Here is a 25,553-nt window from a genome sequence, read left to right on the forward strand (position 1 = left end):
ACAATGCTCCGTCATTTCTCGTCATCAGCAACCGACAACGGCCAACCATGCGCACCAGTCAATTTTTGCTCGCCACACAGAAAGAAACGCCTTCCGACGCGGTCGTGATCAGCCATCAGCTGATGCTGCGCGCCGGCATGATCCGCAAACTCGCCTCGGGCCTTTACACCTGGCTGCCCATGGGCCTGCGAGTGATGCGCAAGGTTGAAGCGGTCGTTCGCGAAGAAATGAACGCCGCCGGCTCTCTCGAAGTGTTGATGCCGAGCACGCAACCGGCTGAGCTGTGGCAGGAATCCGGGCGCTGGGAAGAATACGGCCCTGAATTGCTGCGCTTCAAGGATCGCCATGGTCGTGATTTCTGCGCCGGCCCGACCCACGAAGAGGTCATCACCGACCTGATGCGCAGCGAGTTGAGCAGCTACAAGCAGCTGCCGATCAACCTGTATCAGATCCAGACCAAATTCCGTGACGAGATCCGTCCACGCTTCGGCTTGATGCGCGGTCGCGAATTCATCATGAAGGACGCGTACTCGTTCCACGCTGACCAGGCTTCGCTGCAGGTCACTTACGACCGCATGCATCAGGCCTACTGCAACGTGTTTACCCGTCTGGGCCTGAAATTCCGCCCTGTGGAAGCCGACAACGGCTCCATCGGTGGTGCCGGCTCCCACGAGTTCCACGTACTGGCCGAATCCGGCGAAGACGATATCGCCTTCAGCAACGGTTCCGACTACGCCGCGAACATCGAAAAAGCCGAAGCCGTGCCCCGGGAAACCTCCCGCCCAGCGCCAACTGAAGAGCTGCGCCTGGTCGACACCCCGGACACCAAGACAATTGCCGCCCTGGTGGAAAAATTCAATCTGCCGATTGAGAAGACCATCAAGACCCTGATCGTGCGCGCCGAGGAAGAAGGCAAGCTGATCGCCCTGGTCATTCGTGGCGACCACGAACTCAACGAGATCAAGGCTGCCCAGCAACCTGGCGTGGCAAGCCCGTTGGTCATGGCTACCGACTCCGAACTGCGCGACGCCATTGGCGCCGGCGCTGGTTCGCTGGGCCCGCTGAACCTGCCGCTGCCGATCATCATCGACCGCTCGGTGGAGCTGATGAGCGACTTCGGCATTGGCGCCAACATCGACGACAAGCACTACTTCGGCGTGAACTGGGAACGCGACTTGCCGGTTCCGACGGTTGCCGACCTGCGGAATGTAGTCACCGGCGACCCAAGCCCGGACGGCAAAGGCACCCTGGAAATCAAGCGCGGCATCGAAGTCGGGCACATCTTCCAGCTGGGCAACAAGTACAGCAAAGCCATGAAGTGCGAAGTACTGGGCGAGAACGGCAAGCCGGTCACCCTGGAAATGGGCTGCTACGGCATTGGCGTGTCCCGCGTGGTGGCTGCGGCCATCGAACAGAACAACGACGCCAACGGGATCATCTGGAGTGACACACTCGCTCCATTCCAGATCGCGCTGGTACCGCTGCGCTACGATAACGAACAGGTCCGCGAAGCCACCGACAAGCTGTACGCAGAATTGACGGCGGCCGGTTTCGAAGTGTTGCTGGACGACCGCGACAAGAAAACCAGCCCGGGCATCAAGTTTGCAGACATGGAGCTGATCGGTATTCCTCACCGGATCGTGGTCAGCGACCGTGGCCTCGCCGATGGCAACCTGGAATACAAGAGCCGCACCGAACCTGAAGCGCAGGCATTGCCGGTCGCTGACGTGCTGTCCTTCCTCCAGGCCCGTATCCGCCGCTGACACCAGATAGAGAAGTCATGTTCAAGCGAAACACCTTAGGCCTCGGTGGTGCCGCCCTGTGCGGCACCCTGCTGGTCAGCGGCTGTGCCAATCAAATGTCGCAACGCAGCGAGCACGAGGAACGTGTCGAGCGCAAATTGCTCGATCATAGCCTGCAGGTCGATGTCGGCGAGCCCAAGGTGCTTGAGCTGCCGCAACGCCGGGTGAAAATCCACGAGCAGAAGACCTTCGAAGTCACCGAGTTCGAGGTCACTCGCCATTACGACCGCTACACGCCCTACCAACCCTGGCGGGAGGCTTACGAGATTCCGCTGGGCGCCGTGGCTGTGGTGGCCGGCGTCGGCGCGAACGTGGTCAATGTGTTCGCCCTGGGCAATCTGCCGGACAGCGTGACCCAGGACTGGCTGAGCTACGGTTTCGCCGGGCTCAATCCGTTCATGAACGTGCAATCCCATGGTCGCGCTCAGCAGAACCTGGCGGGTATCGACGAGGTCCAGCTCGACAAGCGCACCGAGTACTCGAGCCTGCCATGGAGCGAGCGCCCGGTGCAGGTCAAGGCCGGCAAGGAGACGTTCGAGCTGACTACCGACAAGAATGGCGTGCTACGCCTGAACCTGCTGGACAGCCCGTTCGCTGAACATGACATCAATCATCTGACCCGCTTGCTGATCAGCGTCGCGGACGGCCAGGACGAGGTACACGTCAATACGTCCCTGGCCGTCAGCAGTTCACTGCGCGGCAAACTGCTCGAAGCTCACGGACTGATCTACGACGACCTCGAAGACGACGAAGTAAGCCAGTGGGTGCACCGGGTCAAGCGCCTGTCGGAGCTGGGGCTGGAGGAAGAAGCCACTGAACTGGAACAGAGCCTGATCGAACTGACTCGCAATGATCCGGAGCTACAGACCGAATTCCTCAAGTCCTTGACCAAGGATGCCGGGCGGCTGGTGGCGGATCCGGGGCCGAATTCGAATTAAAGTCTCTTCAAAGATCGCAGCCTTCGGCAGCTCCTACCAGGGCGGCGCGCTTCCTGCAGGAGCTGCCGAAGGCTGCGATCTTTTGACTTTGAAAAACTACCGCTCAAACAACTCCATCTGCTCAAACCCACCCCGCAAATCCTCAAGCCGCACCCCGACCCCCAACAACCGTACCGGCTTGCCACCACGATTGAACGCCTGGGTCAGCAGCAGCTGATAACTCCCCAGATCCCGCCCTGCCCCGGCCTGCTCCAGCGTGGTCTGGGTGAAATCGTGGAATTTCACTTTGACGAACGGCTTGCCCGGCCGGTAGCTGCTGTCGATCCGCGCCATGCGCCCGGCCAGGGTCTCCAGCAATTCGGGGAGCTTGTCGAGGCAGCTCAGCAGGTCCGGCAAGTCCACGTCGTAGGTGTTTTCGACACTGATCGACTGACGCCGACTGTCGTTGTGCACCAGGCGATCATCGATCCCACGGGCCAGGGTCCACAATCGCTCACCAAAACTGCCGAATTCGCGGACCAGCGCCAACTTGTCCCACTCACGTAAATGCGAGCAATCGACAATCCCAAGTCGCCCCAGCTTGTCCGCAGTCACCTTGCCGACCCCGTGCAATTTGCTTACCGGCAAGCCACTGACAAAGTCTTCGACCTGATCCGGAGTGATGACAAACAGCCCGTTGGGTTTCTTCCAGTCACTGGCGATCTTGGCCAGGAACTTGTTGGGCGCCACGCCGGCCGACACCGTGATGTGCAGCTGGTTGGAGACCCGCCGGCGGATTTCCTGGGCGACCCGGGTCGCGCTACCACCAAAATGCGAGCTGTCCGACACATCCAGATAGGCCTCATCCAGGGACAATGGCTCGATCAGGTCGGTGTAGTCGCGAAAGATCGTGTGAATTTCCTTCGAGGCTTCTCTATAGGCGTCCATGCGCGGCTTGACGATCGTCAGGTCCGGGCACAGCTTAAGCGCGTGCCCCGAGGACATGGCCGAGCGCACACCGTAGGCGCGCGCCTCATAGTTGCAGGTCGCAATCACCCCTCGCCGATCCGCTGAGCCGCCCACGGCAAGAGGTTTACCGGCCAGGCGCGGGTCGTCACGCATCTCGATGGCGGCGTAGAAGCAGTCACAATCGACGTGGATGATCTTTCGCTGGGTCATAGAGAAGCGACGTTCACTGTGCGAATAAGGATTTTAGCGAGTCAGATCAACAGTATCTCATCGACACCTGTATATAGCACCAGTAGTAGGCATGTTCTTTTTCAAGGGTAGGAAAAAAGTTGAATTTGTTTTTTCAATCGAAAACCTCCTACCAATAGAGCTGCAACCCTTGCCACGCCTGCGCTGCAGCCATTCCAGCCGCCGAGGTTTTGCGCTAAGCGATTGAACAGGAAGAGTTTTCTTCGTAAGTGGCGGTTGACAGCCCCGCCATCCTCTGTAGAATGCCGACACACAGACGCGGGATGGAGCAGTCTGGTAGCTCGTCGGGCTCATAACCCGAAGGTCGTCGGTTCAAATCCGGCTCCCGCAACCAAACATCAAAAAAGGCTACTCGAAAGAGTGGCCTTTTTTGTATCTGTCGAAAAAGTCCTTTCGCAACAATGATCTGCCACCATGTGGCAGGCCGATGGGTATCACTCCAGCCTTGAGTTCGGTCTATGCTGGTCCGAGGCGTTTACCGCACCGGCCCATGGCGTGCCGTCACCCGTTGAGGGTGAGTGGCATTAATATTTGTGATTATTTTTTTCTACAGGGATTGGTAACTTGGCTGGATACCCCCATCCTGTCGCGCACAATCCAAGAGGTGATTGATGCGCGCCAATTCGTCTGATCCACAAGACTCCGTCACAGCGACACAACCGATCAAGCCCGGGCGTTTGCGCCTGCTGGACCTGATCAGCAAGTACCGCCAGCCAATCGGCCTGGCAGTGACCTTGTTGCTGTTCGCCATCGCGCTGATTGCCTGTCGTCATCTGTTGAGCGAACTGGATCTGGACGCTCTGCACGACTCGATTCTCCAAGTACCAAAACCTGCCTTGCTGGGTGCACTGGCGGCGACAGTGGTCGGCTTCATCATTCTGTTGGGCTATGAATGGTCGGCCAGCCGTTATGCCGGCGTGACGCTGGCACCGCGAATTCTCGCCCTGGGTGGCTTCACCGCATTTGCGATCGGCAATGCCATCGGCCTGTCGATGCTCTCTGGCGGCTCGGTGCGCTACCGTCTATATGCACGGCATGGCCTCGGTGCCACGGAAGTGGCGCGCATGACCCTGTTCGCCAGCCTCTCGCTGGGCTGCGCCCTGCCTCCCCTTGCGGCCCTGGCAACCCTCAGCGACCTGCCCGCTGCCTCGACCGCCCTGGGCTTGTCCGAGACTTTGCTGGGCGCGGCGTCCGTGGCAGTGTTGCTGCTGTTCAGCGTCCTGGCCATCGGCATTTACCGCCGCCGCCTGCCGGAACAACCTTATGCGGACAACCTGCTGGTCAAGGCCGGGCGACGCACCTTGCGTCTGCCGGGGCGGCGCCTGACGTTCCTGCAATTGATCATCACCGCACTGGATGTGGCCGCAGCCGCTACCGTGCTGTACCTGCTGTTGCCAGAAGCGCCACCCTTCGGCGCCTTCCTGTTGGTCTACCTGCTGGCACTCGCTGCCGGGGTGCTCAGCCATGTGCCCGGCGGGGTCGGCGTATTCGAAGCAATCCTGCTGGCCGCCTTCGCCGACAAACTTGGCGCTGCACCGCTGGCGGCCGCACTGCTGCTGTATCGGCTGATTTATGTGGTGCTGCCATTACTGGTGGCTTGCGTGTTCCTGCTGATCAACGAAGGACAGCGCCTGTTTCAATCCCGTCAGTCCCTGCGCGCAGCGTCCGGCCTGGCTGCGCCGATCCTGGCGGTGCTGGTGTTCCTGTCCGGCGTGGTACTGCTGTTTTCCGGTGTGACGCCGGAAATCGACACCCGCCTTGAGCACATCGGCTTTCTGATCCCCCATCGCCTGGTCGACGCTTCGCACTTTGGCGCCAGCCTGATCGGCGTGCTCTGCCTGCTGCTCGCCCAGGGCCTGCGCCGGCGCCTCTCGGCCGCCTGGATGCTGACCACCATTCTGTTGCTGGTAGGCGCCCTGCTCTCCCTGCTCAAGGGTTTTGACTGGGAAGAAGCCTGCCTGTTGATCCTGACCGCCAGCCTGCTGGGCGTATTCCGTCGCTCGTTCTACCGGCCGAGCCGCCTGACCGAGCTGCCGTTCTCGCCGCTGTACCTGGTGTCGAGCCTGTGCGTGCTGGGAGCATCCATCTGGCTGCTGCTGTTTGCCTACCAGGATGTGCCTTACAGCCATCAACTCTGGTGGCAGTTCACCCTCGATGCCGACGCTCCCCGGGGCCTGCGCTCGCTGCTCGGCGCCGCCGTACTGCTGGTGGTGGTGTCGCTCACCTGGCTGCTGCGCACCGCACGCCCGGTGATCCACCTGCCGACGCCTGGCGAGCTGGACCGGGCGGTGAAGATCCTCATGGCTTCCGCTCAACCGGACGGTGGCCTCGCCCTGACGGGTGACAAGGCGCTGCTGTTCCACCCCGACGAGCAGGCGTTCTTGATGTACGCCCGCCGTGGCCGCAGCCTGGTGGCCTTGTATGACCCTATCGGACCGCCTCAGCAACGGGCCGAAATGATCTGGCAGTTCCGCGACCTGTGCGACATTCACCACGCCCGCCCTGTGTTCTATCAGGTACGCGCCGAGAACCTGCCGTATTACATGGACATCGGCCTGACCGCGATCAAGCTGGGCGAGGAAGCCCGGGTCGATCTGCAGCGCTTCGACCTGGAAGCCAAGGGCAAGGAGATGAAGGACCTGCGCTACACCTGGAACCGCGGCACCCGCGACGGCCTGTCGCTGGAGATCTTCGAACCCGGACAGGCGCCGATGGATGAGCTCAAGGTGATCTCCGATGCCTGGCTGACCGGCAAGAACGTTCGCGAGAAAGGCTTCTCCCTCGGCCGTTTCAGCGAGGACTACCTCAAGCATTTCCGCATCGCGGTGATCCGCTTCGAAGGCCGCCCGGTGGCATTCGCCAATCTGCTCGAGACATTCGGCCACGACCTGGCCAGCCTTGACCTGATGCGCGCGCACCCGGAAGCGCCAAAGCTGACCATGGAATTCATGATGATCGGCCTGATTCAACATTATAAAAGTCACGGATACGCGCGTTTCAGCCTGGGCATGGTGCCGCTGTCGGGGCTGCAACCCCGTCGCGGCGCACCACTGACCCAGCGCCTGGGCTCGATGGTTTTCCGCCGTGGTGAGCAGCTCTACAACTTCCAAGGCTTGCGCCGCTTCAAAGACAAGTTCCAGCCTGACTGGGAACCCCGTTATATGGCCGTGCCCGCCGGACTCGATCCGCTGGTAGCCCTGGCCGACACTGCCGCCCTGATTGCGGGCGGCTTGACTGGATTGGTGAAACGCTGATGATTCAACGCTCCCTGCGGTATGTACTGGCCACACTGGTAGTGCTGGCCCTGATTCTCGGTGGCGGTTACTGGTACCTCAAGCGCCCGGCCCCGGAACCGACCCTCGAATTGTTCAAGCCCGCCGACGGCACGGCGATGACCCGGGTCACTCCCGGCACCACGCCCCGCGCCCAGGTGCTGGTCGCAGTGAACGAGGACCAAAAGCTCAGTGACAAGCAATTGCTGACCCTGAGCCGTACCGGCTCGGCGCAGATCGTCCAGGTGATCCTGCCTAAAGACTGCCTGCTGCAAAGCCGCGCGTTGCAATCGGGCCTGCGCGAGCTCCACGGTCCGGCAACGCTGGTCAGCGGCATCGGTCCCGGCGCGGTGCTGGCCTGGCGCTGGTTGTCCGAACAGAAAGACGACAAGGCGCAGGCCGTCTCCGTGGACCTTGCCCTGGAAAAACCCGGCTGCACCCACCTGCTGCCAAAAAGCGCAGCGCACGGTCGCTGGCTGGCAGCCTGGAACGATAACCCGGACGACACCAGCGCCGGCTTCGTACGTGACCAGCCGAATGCCGAGACCAGCATCAGCGACTATGACATCAACCTGCCGCAAGTCCTGAACAACGAGCTGCGCAAGATCCTGGTCGGCGGCGACAAGGCCGCCGGCGGCCTGCAGATACCGGTCGTTGAAGTGCCGGCAGGACAGGCCAACGACACCGTCACCCTGTTCCTTTCCGGTGATGGCGGCTGGCGTGACCTGGACCGCGACGTTGCGGGCGAGATGGCAAAAATCGGTTACCCGGTGGTCGGTATCGACACCCTGCGCTACTACTGGCAGCACAAAAGCCCCGAGCAAAGCGCGCTGGACCTGGCTGAGCTGATGCAGCACTACCGGCAGAAATGGGGCACCAAGCGCTTCGTCCTGACCGGCTACTCATTTGGCGCCGATGTGCTGCCTGCGATCTACAACCGCCTGGAGCCCGCCGAGCAGCAACGCGTCGACGCAATCATCCTGCTGGCCTTCGCCCGCACCGGTAGCTTCGAGATCGAAGTCGAGGGGTGGCTGGGCAACGCCGGCAAGGAAGCCGCCACGGGCCCGGAGATGGCTAGGTTGCCAGCGCAGAAAGTGGTCTGCATCTACGGTGAAGAGGAGGCCGATGAAAGCGGCTGCACCGACAAGACGGCCGTGGGTGAGGCGCTGAAATTGCCGGGCGGGCATCACTTTGACGAGAACTATCCGAAACTGGCTCAGCAGCTGGTGGACGTGATCGAGAAGCGCCAGAGCAAGGACAAGGTGACTGAGGAGTAATCCTCTCCCCCACAAAAAGCCCCCGCCACTTCACAGTAGCGGGGGCTTTTTTATTTGCACCCAATCCCACAGTATTCTTGTCAGCCCCTTACATCTCCACCTGCGTCCCCAACTCAATCACCCGATTCAGCGGCAGATTGAAAAACCGCAAATTGCCATTGGCGTTCTGCAACATGAATGCGAACAGCGCCTCGCGCCAGCGGGCCATGCCTTCGAGTTTGGAGGCGATCACCGTCTCGCGGCTGAGGAAGTAAGTGGTACGCATCGGGCTGAAGTCGAGGTCATCGAGATGGCACAGCTTCAGCGCTTGTGGCACGTCCGGCTCGTCGACGAAGCCAAAGTGCAGGATGACCCGGAAGAACCCCTCACCGTGGGATTCCACCTCAAAGCGTCTGCTCGGCGGCACCCGCGGGATATCCTCGTAGACCACGGTCAGCAGCACCACTTGCTCATGCAGCACCTGGTTGTGCAGCAGGTTGTGCAACAGCGCATGGGGTACGGCGTCCGGGCGGGCCGTCAGGAACACGGCCGTGCCCTGGACCCGGTGCGGTGGCTGCACGCTGATGCTGCTGATAAAGATCGGCAGCGGCAGGCCGCCCTCGTCCAGGCGCTCCACCAGCAACTGCTTGCCGCGCTTCCAGGTGGTCATCAGCACGAACAGGGCGATACCGGCAATGACCGGGAACGCCCCGCCCTGGACGATCTTCGGCACGTTGGCCGCGAAGTACAGGCCATCCACCAGGAGGAAGCCAAACAACAGCGGCACGGCGAGCACCGGCGGCCATTTCCACAGCAGCAGAATCACCGCCGCCACCAGAATGGTCGTCATCAACATGGTGCCGGTTACGGCCACACCATACGCCGAGGCGAGCGCACCAGAGGATTCAAAGCCAAGCACCAGCAGGATCACGCCGACCATCAACGACCAGTTCACCGCGCCGATGTAGATCTGGCCCTGTTCCGCGCTGGAGGTGTGCTGGATGTGCATGCGCGGGATGTAACCCAGCTGGATCGCCTGGCGGGTCAGGGAGAACGCGCCGGAAATAACTGCCTGGGAAGCGATCACGGTGGCCAGGGTCGACAAGCCCACTAACGGGATCAACGCCCAGCTTGGCGCCAGCAGATAGAAAGGGTTGCGAGCGGCTTCAGGATCGCCAAGCAGCAAGGCACCCTGGCCGAAGTAGTTCAGCACCAAAGCCGGCAACACCAGGATGAACCAGGCGCGGGCGATAGGCTTGCGACCAAAATGCCCCATGTCGGCGTACAAGGCTTCGGCACCGGTCAAGGCCAGTACCACGGCACCGAGGATCGCCACGCCCATGCCCGGATGCACGATAAAGAAGCGCACGCCCCACACCGGGTTCATTGCCTGCAGCACTTCGGGGTGCTGCAAGATGCCGTGGACACCCAGGGCGCCGAGCACCAGGAACCAGGTGACCATGATCGGCCCGAACAGAATGCCGATGCGCGCCGTACCGTGCCGCTGAATCAGGAACAACGCCACCAGCACCACCAATGACAGCGGTACCACCCAATGGTCGATGCCATCGAAAGCCAGCCCAAGGCCTTCGATCGCCGACAGCACGGAAATCGCCGGGGTGATCATGCTGTCGCCGTAGAACAGCGCCGCGCCGATCAGGCCACAGACCACCAACAGGCTGCGCAACCTGGCATGCCCGGCTGCGGCGCGCCGGGCCAGGGCCGTCAGCGCCATGATCCCGCCCTCGCCCTGGTTGTCGGCGCGCAGCACGAACATCATGTATTTGATCGAGACCACCCAGATCAGCGACCAGAAAATCAACGCCAGAATGCCCAACACCCCATCGTGGTTGACCGGCACCCCATAGCCACCGGAGAACACTTCTTTGAGGGTGTACAGCGGACTCGTGCCGATATCGCCGTAAACCACACCGACCGCCGCGACCAGCATGCCGATCGGCTTTGCTGCCGAATGCTCAGCGTCCGCCGCCTGACTACTTGCCTGCCCCATCCAAAACTCCTGCTACTCAGACCTGGACTACTGATAAGAAGCACTATGCTCTGCCCTGAGCATGCGCTGTTTTACTTCACGTTACAGACGTTTTCTTGACTGTAAGTAATCGGTAAAGCATCAAGGCGCGAAGCATAGCGCAGCACTCGTCGCATTTCCCTGCATAAAGCTGGTCAAGCGCGCGTCCCATCGCTAGAATTGCGCACTTTTTGATCAGAGACGCCACAAAGCGTCCGTCAGCCGCCTCGCCCTACCGGGCGCAGTCGTCACAAATACCGAGGTTAGACATGTCCACCACTCCTGCGCCGGCCAATCCAAAAGTTGGCTTCGTATCCCTGGGTTGCCCCAAAGCATTGGTCGACTCCGAGCGCATCCTTACCCAGCTGCGCATGGAAGGTTATGACGTGGTGTCCACTTATCAGGACGCCGACGTGGTGGTGGTCAACACCTGCGGCTTCATTGACTCGGCCAAGGCCGAATCCCTGGAAGTGATTGGCGAAGCCATCAAGGAAAACGGCAAGGTCATCGTGACCGGCTGCATGGGCGTCGAAGAAGGCAACATTCGCAGTATTCACCCAAGCGTGCTGTCGGTGACCGGTCCACAGCAGTACGAACAAGTGGTCAACGCCGTGCACGACGCCGTGCCGCCGCGCCAGGACCACAACCCGCTGATCGACCTGGTGCCGCCACAAGGGATCAAACTGACCCCGCGCCACTACGCCTACCTGAAGATTTCCGAAGGCTGCAATCACAGCTGCAGCTTCTGCATCATCCCGTCGATGCGCGGCAAGCTGGTCAGCCGTCCCATAGGTGATGTGCTCGACGAAGCCCAGCGGCTGGTCAAGGCCGGCGTCAAGGAGCTGCTGGTGATCTCGCAAGACACCAGCGCCTACGGCGTCGACGTGAAGTACCGCACCGGTTTCTGGAACGGCGCCCCGGTCAAGACCCGCATGACCGAACTGTGCGAAGCCCTCGGCTCCATGGGCGTGTGGGTCCGCCTGCACTACGTTTACCCGTACCCGCACGTCGACGAGCTGATTCCGCTGATGGCCGCCGGGAAAATCCTGCCGTACCTGGACATCCCCTTCCAGCACGCCAGCCCGAAAGTCCTGAAGTCGATGAAACGCCCGGCCTTCGAAGACAAGACCCTGGCGCGTATCAAGAACTGGCGCGAGATCTGCCCGGACCTGATCATCCGCTCGACCTTCATCGTCGGCTTCCCTGGCGAAACCGAAGAAGACTTCCAGTACCTGCTGAACTGGCTGACAGAAGCCCAGCTCGATCGCGTTGGCTGCTTCCAGTACTCCCCGGTCGACGGCGCCCCGGCCAACGACATGGACCTGGAGATCGTGCCTGACGACATCAAGCAGGATCGTTGGGACCGCTTCATGGCGCATCAGCAAGCCATCAGCTCGGCTCGCCTGCAAATGCGCGTCGGCCGCGAAATCGAAGTGCTGGTCGATGAAGTCGACGAGCAAGGCGCCGTCGGTCGCTGTTTCTTCGATGCCCCGGAAATCGACGGCAACGTATTCATCGACAACGGCAGCAACCTGAAGCCGGGCGACAAGGTCTGGTGCAAAGTGACCGACGCCGACGAATACGACCTGTGGGCTGAACAGATCTAAAGCGAAAAACGTAAAAGCCCTGCTCTTGTGCCGAGATGCGGGGCTTTTTTACGTCTATCGTTTGTGATGAAAGGATTCGTTACGTCTACTCCGCAAGAGGCAACAGGCCATGCGCCATCATTCGGTCATTCATACACCGAAACTCAGTGACTACACAGAACTCACAAAGGTCTGGGAAGACTCGGTGCGCGCCACCCATGACTTTCTGCCGCAAAGTTACATCGAACTGCTGAAGAACCTGGTGCTGACCCGCTACCTGGATGCAGTCATGCTGATCTGCACCAAGGACGCCCAGCAACGCATCACCGGGTTTGCAGGGGTCGCCGCAGGCAAGATCGAAATGCTCTTCATCGACCCGGCTCACCGCGGCCAGGGCCTGGGCAAGCAGTTGTTGCGTTATGCCATGGAACACCTGAACGCCTGTGAACTGGACGTCAACGAACAGAATCCGCAGGCGCTGGGGTTCTATCTCAAGCAGGGCTTCGAGGTCATCGGCCGCACCGAGCATGACGGGATGGGGCAGCCTTACCCGCTACTGCATATGCGCTTGCGCCAAGACCAGCAACGCTCACAACATGCCTGACGCCATAAAATCCCTGTGGGAGCTGGCTTGCCAGCGATGCAGGCGCTGCGATTTGTCAGATGGACCGAGGTGATGCAATCGCTGACAAGCCAGCTCCCACGGGAAATTCAACCGTATTGAAATGGACCCGCGATTAACCGGCGCCCAGCAGGTACAATGCCCACCCCTTTTTTGTTACGGCCCTGTCATGACTGACCCGATTCGTCTCTCCAAACGCCTCATCGAACTCGTCGGCTGCTCCCGTCGGGAGGCTGAGCTGTTCATCGAGGGCGGCTGGGTCACCGTGGACGGTGAAGTCATCGACGAGCCGCAATTCAAGGTCGACACCCAGAAAGTCGAGCTCGACCCGCAAGCCCAGGCCACTGCGCCGGAGCCGGTGACCATTCTGTTCAACGTCCCGGCGGGTATGGACGCGGAAACGGCCATGGGCACCATCAGCGCCGAGACCCTGAGCGAAGAACACCGCTTCAGCAAACGCCCGCTCAAGGGCCACTTCCTGCGCCTGACCGCCAGCACCGACCTGCAGGCCAATGCCAGCGGCCTGCTGGTGTTCACCCAGGACTGGAAAATCCTGCGCAAGCTGACGGCCGACTCCGCCAAGATCGAGCAAGAGTATGTGGTCGAGGTTGAAGGTGACATGGTTGCTCACGGCCTTAACCGCCTCAACCACGGCCTGACCTACAAAGGTAAGGAGCTGCCGCCGGTGAAGGCCAGCTGGCAGAACGAGAATCGCCTGCGGTTTGCGATGAAAAATCCACAACCAGGCGTGATCGCCCTGTTCTGCCAGGCCGTTGGCCTGAAGGTCGTTGCCGTCCGTCGCATCCGCATCGGCGGAGTGTCCATTGGCAAAGTGCCATTGGGGCAATGGCGCTACCTGTCCGGCAAAGAGAAGTTCTAGGCTTTTCACGCCGCCCTACATTTCGGCGCCGCGATTTGAGCGGCGCCCACTGCTGAATATCAGGACTGCACACCATGATCCACAACGACGTACTGCGCAGCGTGCGCTACATGCTCGACATCAGCGACAAAAAAGTCATCGAGATCATCAAGCTCGGCGGCATGGACGTGAGCCTGGAAGATCTGCTGACTTATCTGGACAAGAAAGAGGAAGACGAAGAAGGCTTCGTTCGTTGCCCGGATGAAGTCATGGCGCATTTTCTCGATGGCCTGGTGATTTTCAAGCGCGGTAAAGACGAAAGCCGTCCGCCACAGCCGATCGAAACGCCGGTCACCAACAACATCATCCTGAAGAAACTGCGCGTGGCCTTCGAACTGAAAGAAGATGACATGCACGCCATCCTCAAGGCTGCCGAGTTCCCGGTGTCCAAGCCTGAGCTGAGCGCACTGTTCCGCAAGTTCGGCCACACCAACTACCGCCCGTGCGGCGACCAGCTGCTGCGCAACTTCCTCAAGGGCCTGACCCTGCGCGTGCGCCCGCAATAATTGCAAGGCGGGAGCAAAGCTTGCCTGCCCGCTCCCACAGGTTCTGTGGGGGCAAGGCTTGCACGCGATGACGAACTGCCAGGCGCCACCGGTTAAACGGTTGATCGGGTTATCATGCCCACCCATTCCCGCCTCGACCCCAACCCATGACCTACAGCGTTTCCCCTATCGGTTTCGTGCGCTCCTGCTTCAAGGAGAAGTTCGCCATCCCGCGCCAACCGCAACTGGCTCCTGCCGCACGCGGCGTACTGGAGTTGGTGGCGCCATTCGATCAGGGTGAAGCCGTGCAGGGGCTGGAGCAGGTGAGCCACGTGTGGCTGCTTTTCCTGTTCCACCAGGCGCTGGAAGACAAGCCACGGCTGAAAGTCCGCCCGCCTCGTCTGGGCGGCAACAAATCCATGGGTGTTTTCGCCACGCGCGCGACGCATCGACCCAATGGCATTGGCCAGTCAGTGGTCAAGCTGGACAAGGTCGAAGCCAATCGCCTGTGGATATCCGGCATCGATTTGCTCGATGGCACGCCGATTCTCGACATAAAACCTTACGTGCCTTACGCCGACATCATCGACACGGCCTCCAACAGCATCGCCAGCGCTGCGCCGCCGTTGATTGCCGTGCAGTGGATGGATTCGGCGCTGCAGCAGGCCCATGGCCACGCTCAGCGGCTTGAGGAGCCCCTGGTCGAGCTTATTGAACAGTGTCTGGCACAGGACCCGCGCCCGGCTTACCAGACACCTGCACCACAGAGGGAATATGGCGCGCAGTTCTGGGATGTGGATGTGCGGTGGCATTACCCCGAGGCGGGCGTGATCAGCGTGCTCGAAGTCATACCCGCATCCAACTTGTAGGAGCTGCCGAAGGCTGCGATCTTTTGACCTTGATCTTCTTTCCCGAATTTCAAGAGCAAAAGATCGCAGCCTTCGGCAGCTCCTACCTGGAATTGTCGGACATAAAAATGCCCCCATTGCCTGAGCAGGCTATGGGGGCATTTTAGTGATGCGAATGGCTTACTTCTCGACGAACGCACGCTCGATCAGGTAATCACCCGGCTCGCGCATCCGCGGCGAAACCTTCAGGCCGAAGCTGTTCAACACTTCGCTGGTCTCGTCGAGCATGCTCGGGCTGCCGCACAGCATGGCGCGGTCGTCCTGCGGGTTGATCGGCGGCAGGCCGATATCGCTGAACAACTTGCCGCTGCGCATCAAGTCGGTCAGGCGACCTTCATTTTCGAATGGCTCGCGGGTCACGGTCGGGTAGTAAATCAACTTGTCACGCAGGGCATCGCCGAAGAACTCGTTCTGCGGCAAATGCTCGGTGATGAATTCGCGGTAAGCGACTTCGTTGACGTAACGTACGCCGTGGCACAGGATCACTTTCTCGAAACGCTCGTAGGTTTCCGGGTCCTGGATGACGCTCATGAATGGCGCCAGACCGGTACCGGTGCTGAGCAGGTAAAGGTGCTTGCCCGGCTTCAGATCATCCAGTACCAGCGTGCCGGTAGGCTTCTTGCTGATGATGATCTCGTCGCCTTCCTTCAGGTGCTGCAACTGGGAGGTCAGCGGACCATCAGGCACCTTGATGCTGAAGAACTCGAGATGCTCTTCCCAGTTCGGGCTGGCGATCGAGTAAGCGCGCATGAGCGGCCGGCCGTTGGGCTGTTGCAGGCCGATCATCACGAACTGACCGTTCTCGAAGCGCAGACCCGGGTCACGGGTGCACTTGAAGCTGAACAGAGTGTCGTTCCAGTGATGAACACTGAGGACACGCTCGTGGTTCATGTTGCTCATGTACGTGGGACTCCTGGAGATTTTGCCTGCGCCGGTGATGTGCGCAATTGCATCGCATTCTAATGGCAGCGACAATATCTGTTAAATGGATTATTAAGATAAGGGTTATCGGTTATATAGATATGCGATTTACTCTCCGTCAACTGCAAGTCTTCGTCGCTGTCGCCCAGCAGGAAAGCGTATCCCGTGCTGCGGGACTGCTCAACCTCTCACAATCGGCGGCAAGCACTTCGATCACCGAACTGGAGCGCCAGTCCAGCTGCCAGCTGTTCGACCGCGCGGGTAAACGGCTGAGCCTCAACGCCCTGGGCAAACAGCTGTTGCCCCAGGCCGTGGCCCTGCTCGACCAGGCCAAGGAAATCGAAGACCTGCTCAACGGCAAGTCGGGTTTCGGCTCCCTGGCAGTCGGCGCCACCCTGACCATCGGCAATTACCTGGCCACCCTGCTGATCGGCAGCTTCATGCAGCGTCATCCAGAAAGCCAGGTGAAGCTGCATGTGCAGAACACTGCCAACATCGTGCAACAGGTCGCGCACTATGAAATTGATCTGGGTCTAATCGAAGGCGACTGCAGCCACCCGGACATCGAAGTGCAGAGCTGGGTCGAGGATGAATTGGTGGTGTTCTGTGCGCCCCAGCATCCTTTGGCCATACGCGGTACGGCGAGCATGGCCGAGCTGTCGCAAGAGGCCTGGATCCTGCGGGAACAGGGCTCCGGCACGCGCCTGACGTTTGACCAGGCCATGCGACATCATCGCAGTGCGCTGAATATCCGCCTGGAACTGGAACACACCGAAGCGATCAAGCGCGCGGTCGAGTCAGGCCTGGGAATTGGCTGCATCTCGAGGCTGGCACTGCGTGATGCATTCCGGCGCGGCAGCCTGGTAGCGGTGGAAACCCCGGATCTGGACCTGGCGCGACAGTTCTATTTCATCTGGCACAAACAGAAGTACCAGACCTCGGCGATGCGTGAGTTCCTCGACTTGTGCCGCGCCTTCACCGCCGGAGTCCAGCGCAGCGACGAGATCGTCCTGCCCACCATTGCTTAAAGCAGGATGACTGCCCAGACCAGCGCGATCATGGTCAGTGCCACGAACTGCGCGGCGCTGCCCATGTCCTTGGCATTCTTGGACAGCGGGTGCAATTCAAGCGAGATGCGGTCAATGGCCGCTTCCACGGCGGAATTGAGCAGTTCGACGATCAGCGCCAGCAGGCAAACGGCGATCAACAACGCCTGTTCCACCCGGCTGACATTCAAAAAGAACGACAGCGGTATCAGAATGACGTTAAGCAGCACCAACTGGCGGAATGCCGCCTCACCGGTGAAGGCCGCGCGCAGCCCATCCAGTGAATAACCCGAAGCGTTGAGGATGCGTTTGAGGCCGGTCTGGCCTTTGAAAGGAGACATAGAGTAAGCAACTGCACCAAAAAGGAGTGGGAAAGCTAGACCAGTGAAAGTCAAAAAAGCGTGAACGAGCCGGGTTCAATGGCTCGAAATTGACTCAAGTTGTTGCAAGAGCAACGCCGCCTGGGTGCGAGTGCGCACGTTCAGCTTGCGGAAGATGGCGGTGACATGGGCCTTGATGGTGGCTTCCGAGACGCTCAGTTCATAAGCGATCTGTTTGTTCAGCAAACCTTCACACACCATGGTCAACACCCGGAACTGCTGGGGCGTGAGGCTGGCCAGGCCTTCGCTTGCCGCCTTGGCTTCGGCGGAGACACTGACCGCCTCAAAGGCCTGCGGGGGCCAGAACACATCGCCGTCCAATACCGCCCTGACGGCCTTTTGAATAACACTCAGGTCGCTGGACTTGGGAATGAAGCCGCTGGCCCCGAACTCGCGAGACTTGACCATGATCGAGGCCTCTTCCTGGGCCGACACCATCACCACCGGAATCTGCGGGTATTGCCCGCGCAACAGCACCAGGCCGGAAAATCCGTAAGCGCCTGGCATGTTCAAGTCGAGCAGAACCAGGTCCCAGTCGGACTTCTCGTCCAGGCGGGTCTCCAGTTCGGCAATACTCGCCACCTCCACCAGCCGGACTTCGGGGCCCAGGCCCAGGGTCAACGCCTGATGCAATGCGCTACGGAACAGTGGGTGGTCATCGGCAATCAGGATTTCGTATGTGGCCATTTTTTAAATGATCCTGTTTTTCAAACAACTCGAGGTACAGCCACGGAGCTGCACCAACAGGGCACGTTCAACGCCAATCACAAGCTAAAACGGCGTCTCAAACCTTGGCCGCGCCCCAATCGGCGCCAAGCATGCCCAGCGGAACCGGGGTGGTCAAGGTGCATGGCCAGTACAGATCTTTACAGTATGGGCGACAATCAGCCCAAGGCAGCATAACCGCTGTGCACGAAGGGCATCAGCTCGGCATGCGCGGGGGTAGAAACATTCATGTCCAGCTGGTGCTTGGCATCGAGGTAGTGCTGGCTGAACACGTCGAAATAAGCGTCCAGTGCCGACGCGGCCGCCACATCGCCGGCCAGATCCAGACACAGCGCCGCCACTTCGGCCGTACACAAGTGCTCGCTACGCGTCGACCGGCGCAGGCGATAGCGTGACAGTTTCTCGGGCAGCAGGCTGAGGATCGGGAGCGCATCAAAGTACGGGCTTTTGCGGAAGATCTTCCGCGCCTCGGTCCAGGTCGCGTCCAATAGAATGAACAGTGGGCGCTTGGCACTATCGACTTCGACGGTGTTCGTCACCCGCTCACGCTCGACATACTCGCCCGGAAACACCAGATACGGTTGCCATTGCGGGTCGCGCAGCAAGGACAGCAACTTAGGGTCGGTTTCAGTACGTGACCAGATGAATGCATGGTTGTCGCGCACCACGTCGGCAATCAGCCACCCGGTGTTGCTGGGCTTGAAGACTTCCTTATTGGTCATGATCAGGCACACGCCGGAGCGCGCATCGACCTGCGGGCGCCAGGCACACAGGCAATGGCTTTCGATCACGCGACAGGCGCGGCAGCGAGTGGCCCTCCAACCCCGGGCCTGTATCGGCTTGATGCCCTCTTCCTCACGCTGATCGCGCAAAAGGGCAACGGCATTCGCCGCAAAGAGAGGGACAGAAGGGATTATCGACACGAACAACACTCGGCTGGGCATAAAGTAGTGGCAGTTTATCAGAGCAGCCCGCGCAAGCCTGTACCGTCCAGGCCTCGTCCCCTATAATTCGCCGCCACTGAACGCACAGTCATGTGACGGGTCGAACCACCAGTCACTGAACCAGGAGAGTTTCATGCTGCGCTTTATCGTTCCTACCGCTGCCATTTTGCTGGCGTCGTCCTTCAACGCCCAGGCTGCTTCCTTGAAAGACATGGAACTGAGCAAAATGCTGCAAAACGTTGCCGCTCAAAGCAGCGTCGGCACTCCGCGGGCAATCAATGAAGACATTCTCGATCAGGGTTACACCGTTGAAGGCAAAGAGCTGATCAACCACCTGAGCGTGCAGAGCACTCACGCCGACAAGATGCGCGCCGATCCGAAGGCTGTTTATTTCCAGCTGGGCTCCACCGTCTGCAACAACCCGGGCTTTCGCAAGCTGATGGCCAAAGGCGCGATCATGCGTTACGAATTCACCGAGGTTAAGACCAACCGTCCGGTCGCCAGCGAGCGCTTCCAGGAATCGGATTGCCCGAAAGTAAATCAAAAGAAAAAGTGATCATCGGGAATTAGCGCGTCGCTGTTCGTCATCGGCGCGCAATTCCGCTACAAGTGCCTGCAAGTAACGCGAGCGACGCTCGCCACCTGCAAGACGCCGGCAGCACTCTTCCTCAAGACTCAAATGGTTGGTCTCGGCTGATACCTTGAGCAATCGATACAGCTGCGTATCGATTTCCAGAATGACCTTGGTCATAGTTCCCGCCTCCCTGCCCTTTCGCCCCAACTGCGCGATAAATCCTTTGAGTTACCTGTACCGTGCGTCTTGCCCTTGCGCAAAACGGTCGCGTCACGCCTGTAAGTAAGTAAATCAGAGCGCTGAACTCTCGGATCAGGTTCAGACGAGTGGTGAAATCACTTCTCGAATCGCTAATAAGCGATTGCCAGGAAAGACGTTGCGGCGCAATGATCAAGTCAGCGCGAATCCTCGCCAGAGACTAGATTTAGAGTAATCACCACTACATCTTTGGGCCGGGAAGGAGCCGCCCGTCATGGATTTTTGAAGTTGCGAACGTTTTTTTCATTCACCGAAAAAAACCAGAGCCCGCACGCAAGGAGAAGTTAATGCCTTACCAACCGAATGACCTCCTTAGCCGTCATTTTGCAGAAAGCGGCCACGACCTCACCAGCAAGGTCGAAGAACTCCTTAACCTGGTTTCACCTGCCAGCCCGAACTCCCCGATCTACCGAGACATGATCCTCACCGTGCTACGCATGGCGCAGGAAGACCACAATCGCTGGAATGCCAAGATCACCCTGCAGGCCCTGCGCGAACTGGAACACGCCTTTCGTGTGCTGGAACAGTTCAAGGGGCGACGCAAAGTCACGGTTTACGGCTCTGCGCGTACACCGGTGGAAAACCCCTTGTACGCAATGGCTCGCGAGCTGGGCGCTGCGCTGGCGCGTTCAGACCTGATGGTGATCACGGGCGCCGGTGGCGGGATAATGGCGGCAGCCCACGAAGGCGCCGGCCTTGAACACAGCCTTGGCTTCAATATCACACTGCCCTTCGAGCAGCACGCCAACCCGACCGTCCGGGGCACGACCAACCTGCTGTCATTTCACTTCTTCTTCACGCGCAAGCTGTTCTTCGTCAAGGAAGCCAATGCGCTGGTGCTCTGCCCCGGAGGTTTCGGCACCCTGGATGAAGCGCTGGAAGTACTGACATTGATCCAGACCGGCAAGAGCCCTCTGGTGCCGGTGATACTGCTGGATGCGCCAGGCGGTACTTTCTGGCAGGGCGCGCTGGACTTCATCCACCATCAGCTCGCAGAAAATCGCTACATACTGCCCACCGACATGAAGCTCGTCAGCCTGGTCTACAGCGCCGAAGAAGCGGTGGAGCAGATCAATCAGTTCTACAGCAACTTCCACTCCAGTCGCTGGCTCAAGCACCAGTTCATCATTCGCATGAACCACAGGCTGAGCGACCAGGCACTCGACCATATGCAGCAAGCGTTCGCCGATCTGTGCCTGAGCGACCATTTCCATCAACACGCCTATAGCGGCGAAGAACACGACGACGAACAGTTCAGCCACCTGGCACGACTGGCGTTCACCTTCAATGCGCGGGATCACGGACGCCTGCGCGAACTGGTGGATTACATCAACCTGCCGGAAAACTGGGCACAGTCCAAACCCCAGGCTCAACAGCGCACGCGGGAACCTTCAAAGGTGACGTGAAGCGAATAAAAAAGGCCCGCTATCACTAGCGGGCCTTTTTCATTTAATCGTCCATCCCTCGACCGCTGAACAGCCGACTGATCATTTCCATCGAATAGCCGCGATAACTCAGGAAACGCCCCTGCTTGGCGCGCTCCCTGGCATCGATGGGTAGATGCCCGGCAAACTTGCGCCGCCAGGTTTCTTCCAGCTGATCGTGCCAACTGATCCCGCTCTCACGCAGAGCGAGCTCGATATCGGCACGCTGCAGGCCACGCTGGCTCAGTTCTTCACGGATACGCAGCGGGCCGTAACCCGAGCGGGCACGATAGGACACGAAGCTTTCAAGGTAACGGGATTCGGACAACAAACCCTCTTCCGTCAGACGGTCGAGTGCAGTGTCGATCATTTCAGGGAGAGCGCCGCGCTGACGCAGCTTACGCGTCAGCTCGACTCGACCATGCTCGCGTCTCGCGAGCAGGTCCATTGCGGTTCGCCGCACTGCGACGAGTGTATCGAGTACGGCGGTCATCGGATCAATCAAACATCTACATCAACCAGGTCATCTGCTTTCACCCGATCGGCCAACGCTTTAACGTCTGGTGCCGGACTCAGCAGCTTGTCGCGCAGCTGCTTCTCAAGTTTCGCCGCGATTTCCGGGTTGTCTGCCAGGAACTTGGCCGAGTTGGCCTTGCCCTGACCGATCTTGGTGCCTTCATAGGCATACCAGGCACCGGACTTCTCGACAAAACCATGCAGTACGCCCAGTTCGATCATCTCGCCGTTGAGATAGATGCCCTTGCCGTAAAGGATCTGGAATTCAGCCTGACGGAACGGCGAAGCCACCTTGTTCTTCACAACCTTGACGCGGGTTTCGCTACCAACGACTTCATCACCTTCTTTCACCGCGCCAGTACGGCGGATGTCCAGGCGAACCGAAGCGTAGAACTTCAGCGCGTTACCACCGGTGGTGGTTTCCGGGCTGCCGAACATGACGCCGATTTTCATCCGGATCTGGTTAATGAAGATAACCAGGCAGTTGGCGTTCTTGATGTTACCGGTGATTTTACGCAGGGCCTGGGACATCAGACGGGCTTGCAGGCCAACGTGCATGTCACCCATTTCGCCTTCGATCTCGGCCTTTGGAACCAATGCAGCCACGGAGTCGACGATGATCACGTCAACCGCGTTGGAACGCACCAGCATGTCGGTGATTTCCAGGGCTTGTTCGCCCGTGTCCGGCTGGGAAACCAGCAGGTCGTCGACATTGACGCCCAACTTGCCAGCGTACTCCGGGTCGAGTGCGTGCTCGGCGTCGACGAATGCGCAGGTGGCACCGGCTTTTTGCGCCTGGGCGATGACCGACAGCGTCAAAGTGGTTTTACCTGAGGATTCAGGACCGTAGATTTCAACGATACGGCCTTTTGGCAGACCGCCAATGCCGAGCGCGATGTCCAGACCCAGAGAGCCAGTAGAGATAGCCGGGATCGCCTGACGGTCTTGATCGCCCATACGCATTACGGCACCCTTGCCGAATTGACGTTCGATCTGACCCAGGGCCGCAGCCAAGGCTTTCTTCTTGTTGTCGTCCATTAAAGTCCTCACGTAATCAATAAGGCCTGACGGCCAACACCTGTATAAGTAGACAGTATTATTCCACAGCGCTTCAGGATCGCCTACCCCTGATTTGAGATTTCTGAAGCGGCATGCCGTAGCAGCCCCTCTAGCGCGGCCTTCACCGTTTGTCGGCGGACCTCGTCGCGATTGCCCGGGAAGTGCTGGACCTCGCTGAACAGCTGCTCACCGACGCCCCAGGCCAGCCAGACCGTACCAACCGGCTTGCTCGCTGATCCGCCATCCGGCCCGGCGACACCGCTGACCGCCACGGCAAAAGTCGCGCGACTTTTCTCCTGGGCGCCCCTGACCATGGCCTCGACCACCTCGCGACTGACCGCGCCTACGGTGGAGAACAACTCGCCAGGCACATTCAGCTGTTCGGTTTTCTGCCGGTTGGAGTAAGTCACGTAACCGGCTTCGAACCATGCCGAACTACCGGGAATCCGGGTAATTGCCTCGGCGATCCCGCCGCCGGTGCACGACTCGGCGGTCGTGACATGAGCATTGAGCACCTGCAGGCGTCTGCCAAGTTCAGCGGCGAGCTGGGTGATTTCTTTCACGGTCATCTCCTTGTCGGGCGGGATAAGCACTACCGTACACGAGCCAATTACGCTTGCAAGGCGCGCCCCCCATCAAAAATGTGAGGAAATGCGCGGTGTGGGCGGGGCTGCAAATGCATCGCAGGACTTTCACTCCTGCGGCGGGCGGACTGCCCATGTTAATCTTGCGCCCATCGCGGAAAAGCCGGGCCGACGTCCCTCCTTTGCCCTACACCTTTCAACGAATTTGCCTGATATCCGATGAATAAAGCGCTGACCGATCTGTCCTCCCACACGCCAATTGTGTTGGAGTACTAGCGATAGAATGCTCTACAGCCCCTAGTATAAGGGGCTGTAGGGCTTTTTTGACTTCTCAAGCTAATTGGTCATTAGGCATTCAATGGCATTGGTTGGCGAACGATTTGCCCCATATTTGCCCCACAGCACTTCAATTCGCACCCTCCGCTCGCTCGGTACGTGGATAGGAATACGCCCCCTTCTAGCACTTCTGAGGACCGCTCCAGATCGCTTTTCGTTCTCATCTATGGTGAGACGCGGCCTGTGGCGGTCTCGGAGTTGCCCTAGCACCGCCTTGACCAAGAAGCCTCGGTGGGGTTTAGTCCTAGTTGAAGGGGGGTCCTCCGATGATAGATTCGAACGACTGATGCTACGGGTCACGCAGCACGGCTCTTTCAGCGCATTTGGCATTTATCCGTACCACATACGTACCAAACAAAAATCAGCACCCCACCACTGGAAAACGATTTAGGATCAGACATTCCTTCCCATTGTCTTGCATTTGCGCAATTGCAAGATTAAAATTTGCCCATGAAATCACTCGATCAGACCTCCTCAAGCGCCCGTGCAATTGGCGAACGCATTCGTGCCGCCCGTGAAGCCCTGTGCTTGACGCAAAAGCAATTATCCAGTTCAGTCGGATTTGCAGACCGACAAACTCTTTCGACTATTGAGACCGGTGAGCGTCGCGTCCAACCATCTGAGCTCGTGCGCATCAGCCAAGAGCTCAAAAAACCAGTTGATTGGTTCATCGATCCCTTTGTTGTTGCCGGTGCAGCCAGCTTCTCGTGGAGAGTATCGCCAACCGTTTCAAACGAGTCTCTTAACGATTTTGAATCGCGTATTGGGCAGATTGTTGGGCTTCTGCGATTTTTAAAGGTGGCTGTCCGAGGTCCGTCGAAAGCTCTCTCTAAGGTCCTACGAATGCCGGCCAACCCGACATTTGAAGACGCGTGGGACTGGGGTGAGGCTATAGCGCAGGAGCTTGAGTTGGGGCTTATCCCTTCTCAGAATCTTGTCGAGCACATAGAAAGCAAACTTGATTTACCTATCCTCTTCATCGACGATGAAATTGGCTCAAGCCCAGAAGGTATTTCCGGCGCGATGTGTCGATTACCCGATTTAGGCGTAATCGTAATCAACCGCCGCGAAACGCTCTGGCGGCGCCATTTTGATGTTGCCCATGAGTTGTTTCACGCATTAACTTGGGATGCATTGCCTCCTGAGCACAGGGAGGACCCAAATTCCGATCCTAAAGCACGCAGTCACAAACGAATCGAGAAACTAGCTGACAACTTCGCTGCGGCAGTTCTGATGCCAACATCGAGTCTTACGAAGCTTATCGACCCTGCGCGCTTTGGTGATGCAGAATATTTGGTTGAGATAGCTCATAAGATGCAGGTCTCGACAGGAGCTCTGGCATTCCGCCTCTTCAATGCAAAAATGATTGATAAACCTACCTGCGAAAAATTGCGAAATCTAAAGCTTCCAAAATTTCAGAATGAACAGCCAAAACTGCTCTCTGAAACTTTTGTAACGCTTCTACATGATGGGATAGCTCGCGGCCATGTGTCTGCTCGCAAAGCGGCAAAAGCATTGTCTATGACGCTAGAACAACTAGCATCGCTAATGCGTGAATACGATAAGTCCGTTCCGTTTGCGACCTTAGGCTAAGCGATGGCTAAGCAGCGGGTACTCGTCGATACATGTATTATCATTGAGGCATTCCGAATTAATTGTTGGAAAGCTCTGTGTCAATACTATGAAGTCGAAACTGTACAGTGCTGCATTGATGAGTGTGCTGCTGGGGACCCACTGCAGCCTGGTCGCGTTCCTATACCACAACAGGAAC

23 protein-coding genes and 1 tRNA gene are annotated in these 25,553 nt (G+C 59.0%); 14 read left to right on the forward strand and 10 right to left on the reverse strand.

Annotated elements, in window-relative coordinates; translation table 11 throughout:
• Window positions 1-47: 47 nt before the first annotated feature.
• On the forward strand, window positions 48-1,763 hold the full coding sequence (locus HYI44_RS18425; protein WP_122837721.1) for a proline--tRNA ligase: 1,716 nt from the start codon (window positions 48-50) through the stop codon (window positions 1,761-1,763).
• A 17-nt stretch (window positions 1,764-1,780) separates the two neighbouring features.
• A complete protein-coding gene (locus HYI44_RS18430) occupies window positions 1,781-2,740 on the forward strand; it encodes a hypothetical protein (RefSeq protein WP_122837720.1) in 960 nt (319 codons plus the stop codon).
• 96 nt (window positions 2,741-2,836) lie between these two features.
• On the opposite strand, the gene dinB is transcribed toward HYI44_RS18430, so the two are convergent.
• The gene (gene dinB, locus HYI44_RS18435) at window positions 2,837-3,898 is read right to left on the reverse strand and encodes a DNA polymerase IV (RefSeq protein ID WP_225570144.1); all 1,062 of its coding nucleotides are present in this window, start codon (window positions 3,896-3,898) and stop codon (window positions 2,837-2,839) included.
• Between the two features lie 296 nt (window positions 3,899-4,194).
• Between dinB and HYI44_RS18440 the strand changes: the two genes are divergently transcribed.
• From HYI44_RS18440 to HYI44_RS18450, 3 genes are all read left to right on the forward strand, one after another.
• A tRNA-Met gene (locus tag HYI44_RS18440) sits at window positions 4,195-4,271 on the forward strand.
• A gap of 277 nt (window positions 4,272-4,548) precedes the next feature.
• Window positions 4,549-7,191: a bifunctional lysylphosphatidylglycerol flippase/synthetase MprF gene (mprF, locus tag HYI44_RS18445; protein WP_122837718.1), complete on the forward strand. Its 2,643-nt coding sequence runs from the start codon at window positions 4,549-4,551 to the stop codon at window positions 7,189-7,191.
• Entirely contained in the window at window positions 7,191-8,486 is a 1,296-nt protein-coding gene (locus HYI44_RS18450) for a virulence factor family protein (protein ID WP_225570145.1), read from the forward strand. The genes mprF and HYI44_RS18450 overlap by 1 nt, the downstream gene beginning before the upstream one ends.
• Before the next feature lie 88 nt (window positions 8,487-8,574).
• Here HYI44_RS18450 and HYI44_RS18455 read toward each other — a convergent pair whose 3' ends face one another.
• Window positions 8,575-10,476 carry a potassium transporter Kup gene (locus HYI44_RS18455; protein WP_122837716.1) on the reverse strand — a complete coding sequence of 634 codons (1,902 nt, stop codon included), beginning with the start codon at window positions 10,474-10,476 and terminating at the stop codon, window positions 8,575-8,577.
• Window positions 10,477-10,763: 287 nt separating this feature from the next.
• On the opposite strand from HYI44_RS18455, the gene rimO reads away from it, so the two are divergent.
• From rimO to tsaA, 5 genes are all read left to right on the forward strand, one after another.
• Window positions 10,764-12,101: a 30S ribosomal protein S12 methylthiotransferase RimO gene (rimO, locus tag HYI44_RS18460; RefSeq protein WP_045061501.1), complete on the forward strand. Its 1,338-nt coding sequence runs from the start codon at window positions 10,764-10,766 to the stop codon at window positions 12,099-12,101.
• Between the two features lie 109 nt (window positions 12,102-12,210).
• Window positions 12,211-12,684, forward strand: coding sequence for a GNAT family N-acetyltransferase (locus HYI44_RS18465; RefSeq protein WP_225570146.1), 474 nt, complete (start codon window positions 12,211-12,213; stop codon window positions 12,682-12,684).
• 187 nt (window positions 12,685-12,871) lie between these two features.
• A complete protein-coding gene (locus HYI44_RS18470) occupies window positions 12,872-13,582 on the forward strand; it encodes an rRNA pseudouridine synthase (RefSeq protein ID WP_122837714.1) in 711 nt (236 codons plus the stop codon).
• Between the two features lie 74 nt (window positions 13,583-13,656).
• On the forward strand, window positions 13,657-14,127 hold the full coding sequence (locus HYI44_RS18475) for a DUF1456 family protein (protein ID WP_122837713.1): 471 nt from the start codon (window positions 13,657-13,659) through the stop codon (window positions 14,125-14,127).
• Between the two features lie 146 nt (window positions 14,128-14,273).
• Entirely contained in the window at window positions 14,274-14,975 is a 702-nt protein-coding gene (gene tsaA, locus HYI44_RS18480) for a tRNA (N6-threonylcarbamoyladenosine(37)-N6)-methyltransferase TrmO (protein ID WP_225570147.1), read from the forward strand.
• 159 nt (window positions 14,976-15,134) lie between these two features.
• On the opposite strand, the gene fpr is transcribed toward tsaA, so the two are convergent.
• Window positions 15,135-15,914, reverse strand: a complete 780-nt coding sequence (gene fpr / locus HYI44_RS18485) for a ferredoxin-NADP reductase (protein ID WP_008054100.1) — start codon at window positions 15,912-15,914, stop codon at window positions 15,135-15,137.
• A 122-nt stretch (window positions 15,915-16,036) separates the two neighbouring features.
• Between fpr and HYI44_RS18490 the strand changes: the two genes are divergently transcribed.
• Window positions 16,037-16,963 carry a LysR family transcriptional regulator gene (locus HYI44_RS18490; RefSeq protein WP_122837711.1) on the forward strand — a complete coding sequence of 309 codons (927 nt, stop codon included), beginning with the start codon at window positions 16,037-16,039 and terminating at the stop codon, window positions 16,961-16,963.
• Here the strand turns inward: HYI44_RS18490 and HYI44_RS18495 are convergent.
• From HYI44_RS18495 to HYI44_RS18505, 3 genes are all read right to left on the reverse strand, one after another.
• The gene (locus HYI44_RS18495) at window positions 16,960-17,322 is read right to left on the reverse strand and encodes a diacylglycerol kinase (protein WP_034149863.1); all 363 of its coding nucleotides are present in this window, start codon (window positions 17,320-17,322) and stop codon (window positions 16,960-16,962) included. The two genes, HYI44_RS18490 and HYI44_RS18495, sit on opposite strands and share 4 nt — an antisense overlap.
• Before the next feature lie 75 nt (window positions 17,323-17,397).
• A complete protein-coding gene (erdR, locus tag HYI44_RS18500; RefSeq protein ID WP_045057556.1) occupies window positions 17,398-18,048 on the reverse strand; it encodes a response regulator transcription factor ErdR in 651 nt (216 codons plus the stop codon).
• Between the two features lie 197 nt (window positions 18,049-18,245).
• Window positions 18,246-19,031, reverse strand: coding sequence for a tRNA-uridine aminocarboxypropyltransferase (locus HYI44_RS18505; RefSeq protein WP_225570148.1), 786 nt, complete (start codon window positions 19,029-19,031; stop codon window positions 18,246-18,248).
• Window positions 19,032-19,164: 133 nt separating this feature from the next.
• On the opposite strand from HYI44_RS18505, the gene HYI44_RS18510 reads away from it, so the two are divergent.
• Window positions 19,165-19,587 carry a quorum-sensing-regulated virulence factor family protein gene (locus HYI44_RS18510; protein WP_045057554.1) on the forward strand — a complete coding sequence of 141 codons (423 nt, stop codon included), beginning with the start codon at window positions 19,165-19,167 and terminating at the stop codon, window positions 19,585-19,587.
• On the opposite strand, the gene HYI44_RS18515 is transcribed toward HYI44_RS18510, so the two are convergent.
• Window positions 19,588-19,782, reverse strand: coding sequence for a hypothetical protein (locus HYI44_RS18515; RefSeq protein ID WP_122837708.1), 195 nt, complete (start codon window positions 19,780-19,782; stop codon window positions 19,588-19,590).
• 368 nt (window positions 19,783-20,150) lie between these two features.
• On the opposite strand from HYI44_RS18515, the gene HYI44_RS18520 reads away from it, so the two are divergent.
• The gene (locus HYI44_RS18520; RefSeq protein WP_225570150.1) at window positions 20,151-21,269 is read left to right on the forward strand and encodes a TIGR00730 family Rossman fold protein; all 1,119 of its coding nucleotides are present in this window, start codon (window positions 20,151-20,153) and stop codon (window positions 21,267-21,269) included.
• Window positions 21,270-21,312: 43 nt separating this feature from the next.
• On the opposite strand, the gene recX is transcribed toward HYI44_RS18520, so the two are convergent.
• The 3 genes from recX to HYI44_RS18535 all read right to left on the reverse strand — a co-directional run bounded on the left by recX (window position 21,313) and on the right by HYI44_RS18535 (window position 23,425).
• A complete protein-coding gene (recX, locus tag HYI44_RS18525) occupies window positions 21,313-21,780 on the reverse strand; it encodes a recombination regulator RecX (protein ID WP_045057551.1) in 468 nt (155 codons plus the stop codon).
• An 8-nt stretch (window positions 21,781-21,788) separates the two neighbouring features.
• Window positions 21,789-22,841: a recombinase RecA gene (gene recA / locus HYI44_RS18530; protein ID WP_225570151.1), complete on the reverse strand. Its 1,053-nt coding sequence runs from the start codon at window positions 22,839-22,841 to the stop codon at window positions 21,789-21,791.
• Between the two features lie 83 nt (window positions 22,842-22,924).
• A complete protein-coding gene (locus tag HYI44_RS18535) occupies window positions 22,925-23,425 on the reverse strand; it encodes a CinA family protein (protein ID WP_122838610.1) in 501 nt (166 codons plus the stop codon).
• 807 nt (window positions 23,426-24,232) lie between these two features.
• On the opposite strand from HYI44_RS18535, the gene HYI44_RS18540 reads away from it, so the two are divergent.
• On the forward strand, window positions 24,233-25,375 hold the full coding sequence (locus HYI44_RS18540; RefSeq protein ID WP_225570153.1) for a helix-turn-helix domain-containing protein: 1,143 nt from the start codon (window positions 24,233-24,235) through the stop codon (window positions 25,373-25,375).
• Window positions 25,376-25,553 lie beyond the last annotated feature (178 nt).

The sequence above is a fragment of the Pseudomonas sp. Y24-6 genome (assembly GCF_020295325.1).
In the GTDB taxonomy this organism is placed as follows: domain Bacteria; phylum Pseudomonadota; class Gammaproteobacteria; order Pseudomonadales; family Pseudomonadaceae; genus Aquipseudomonas; species Aquipseudomonas gregormendelii.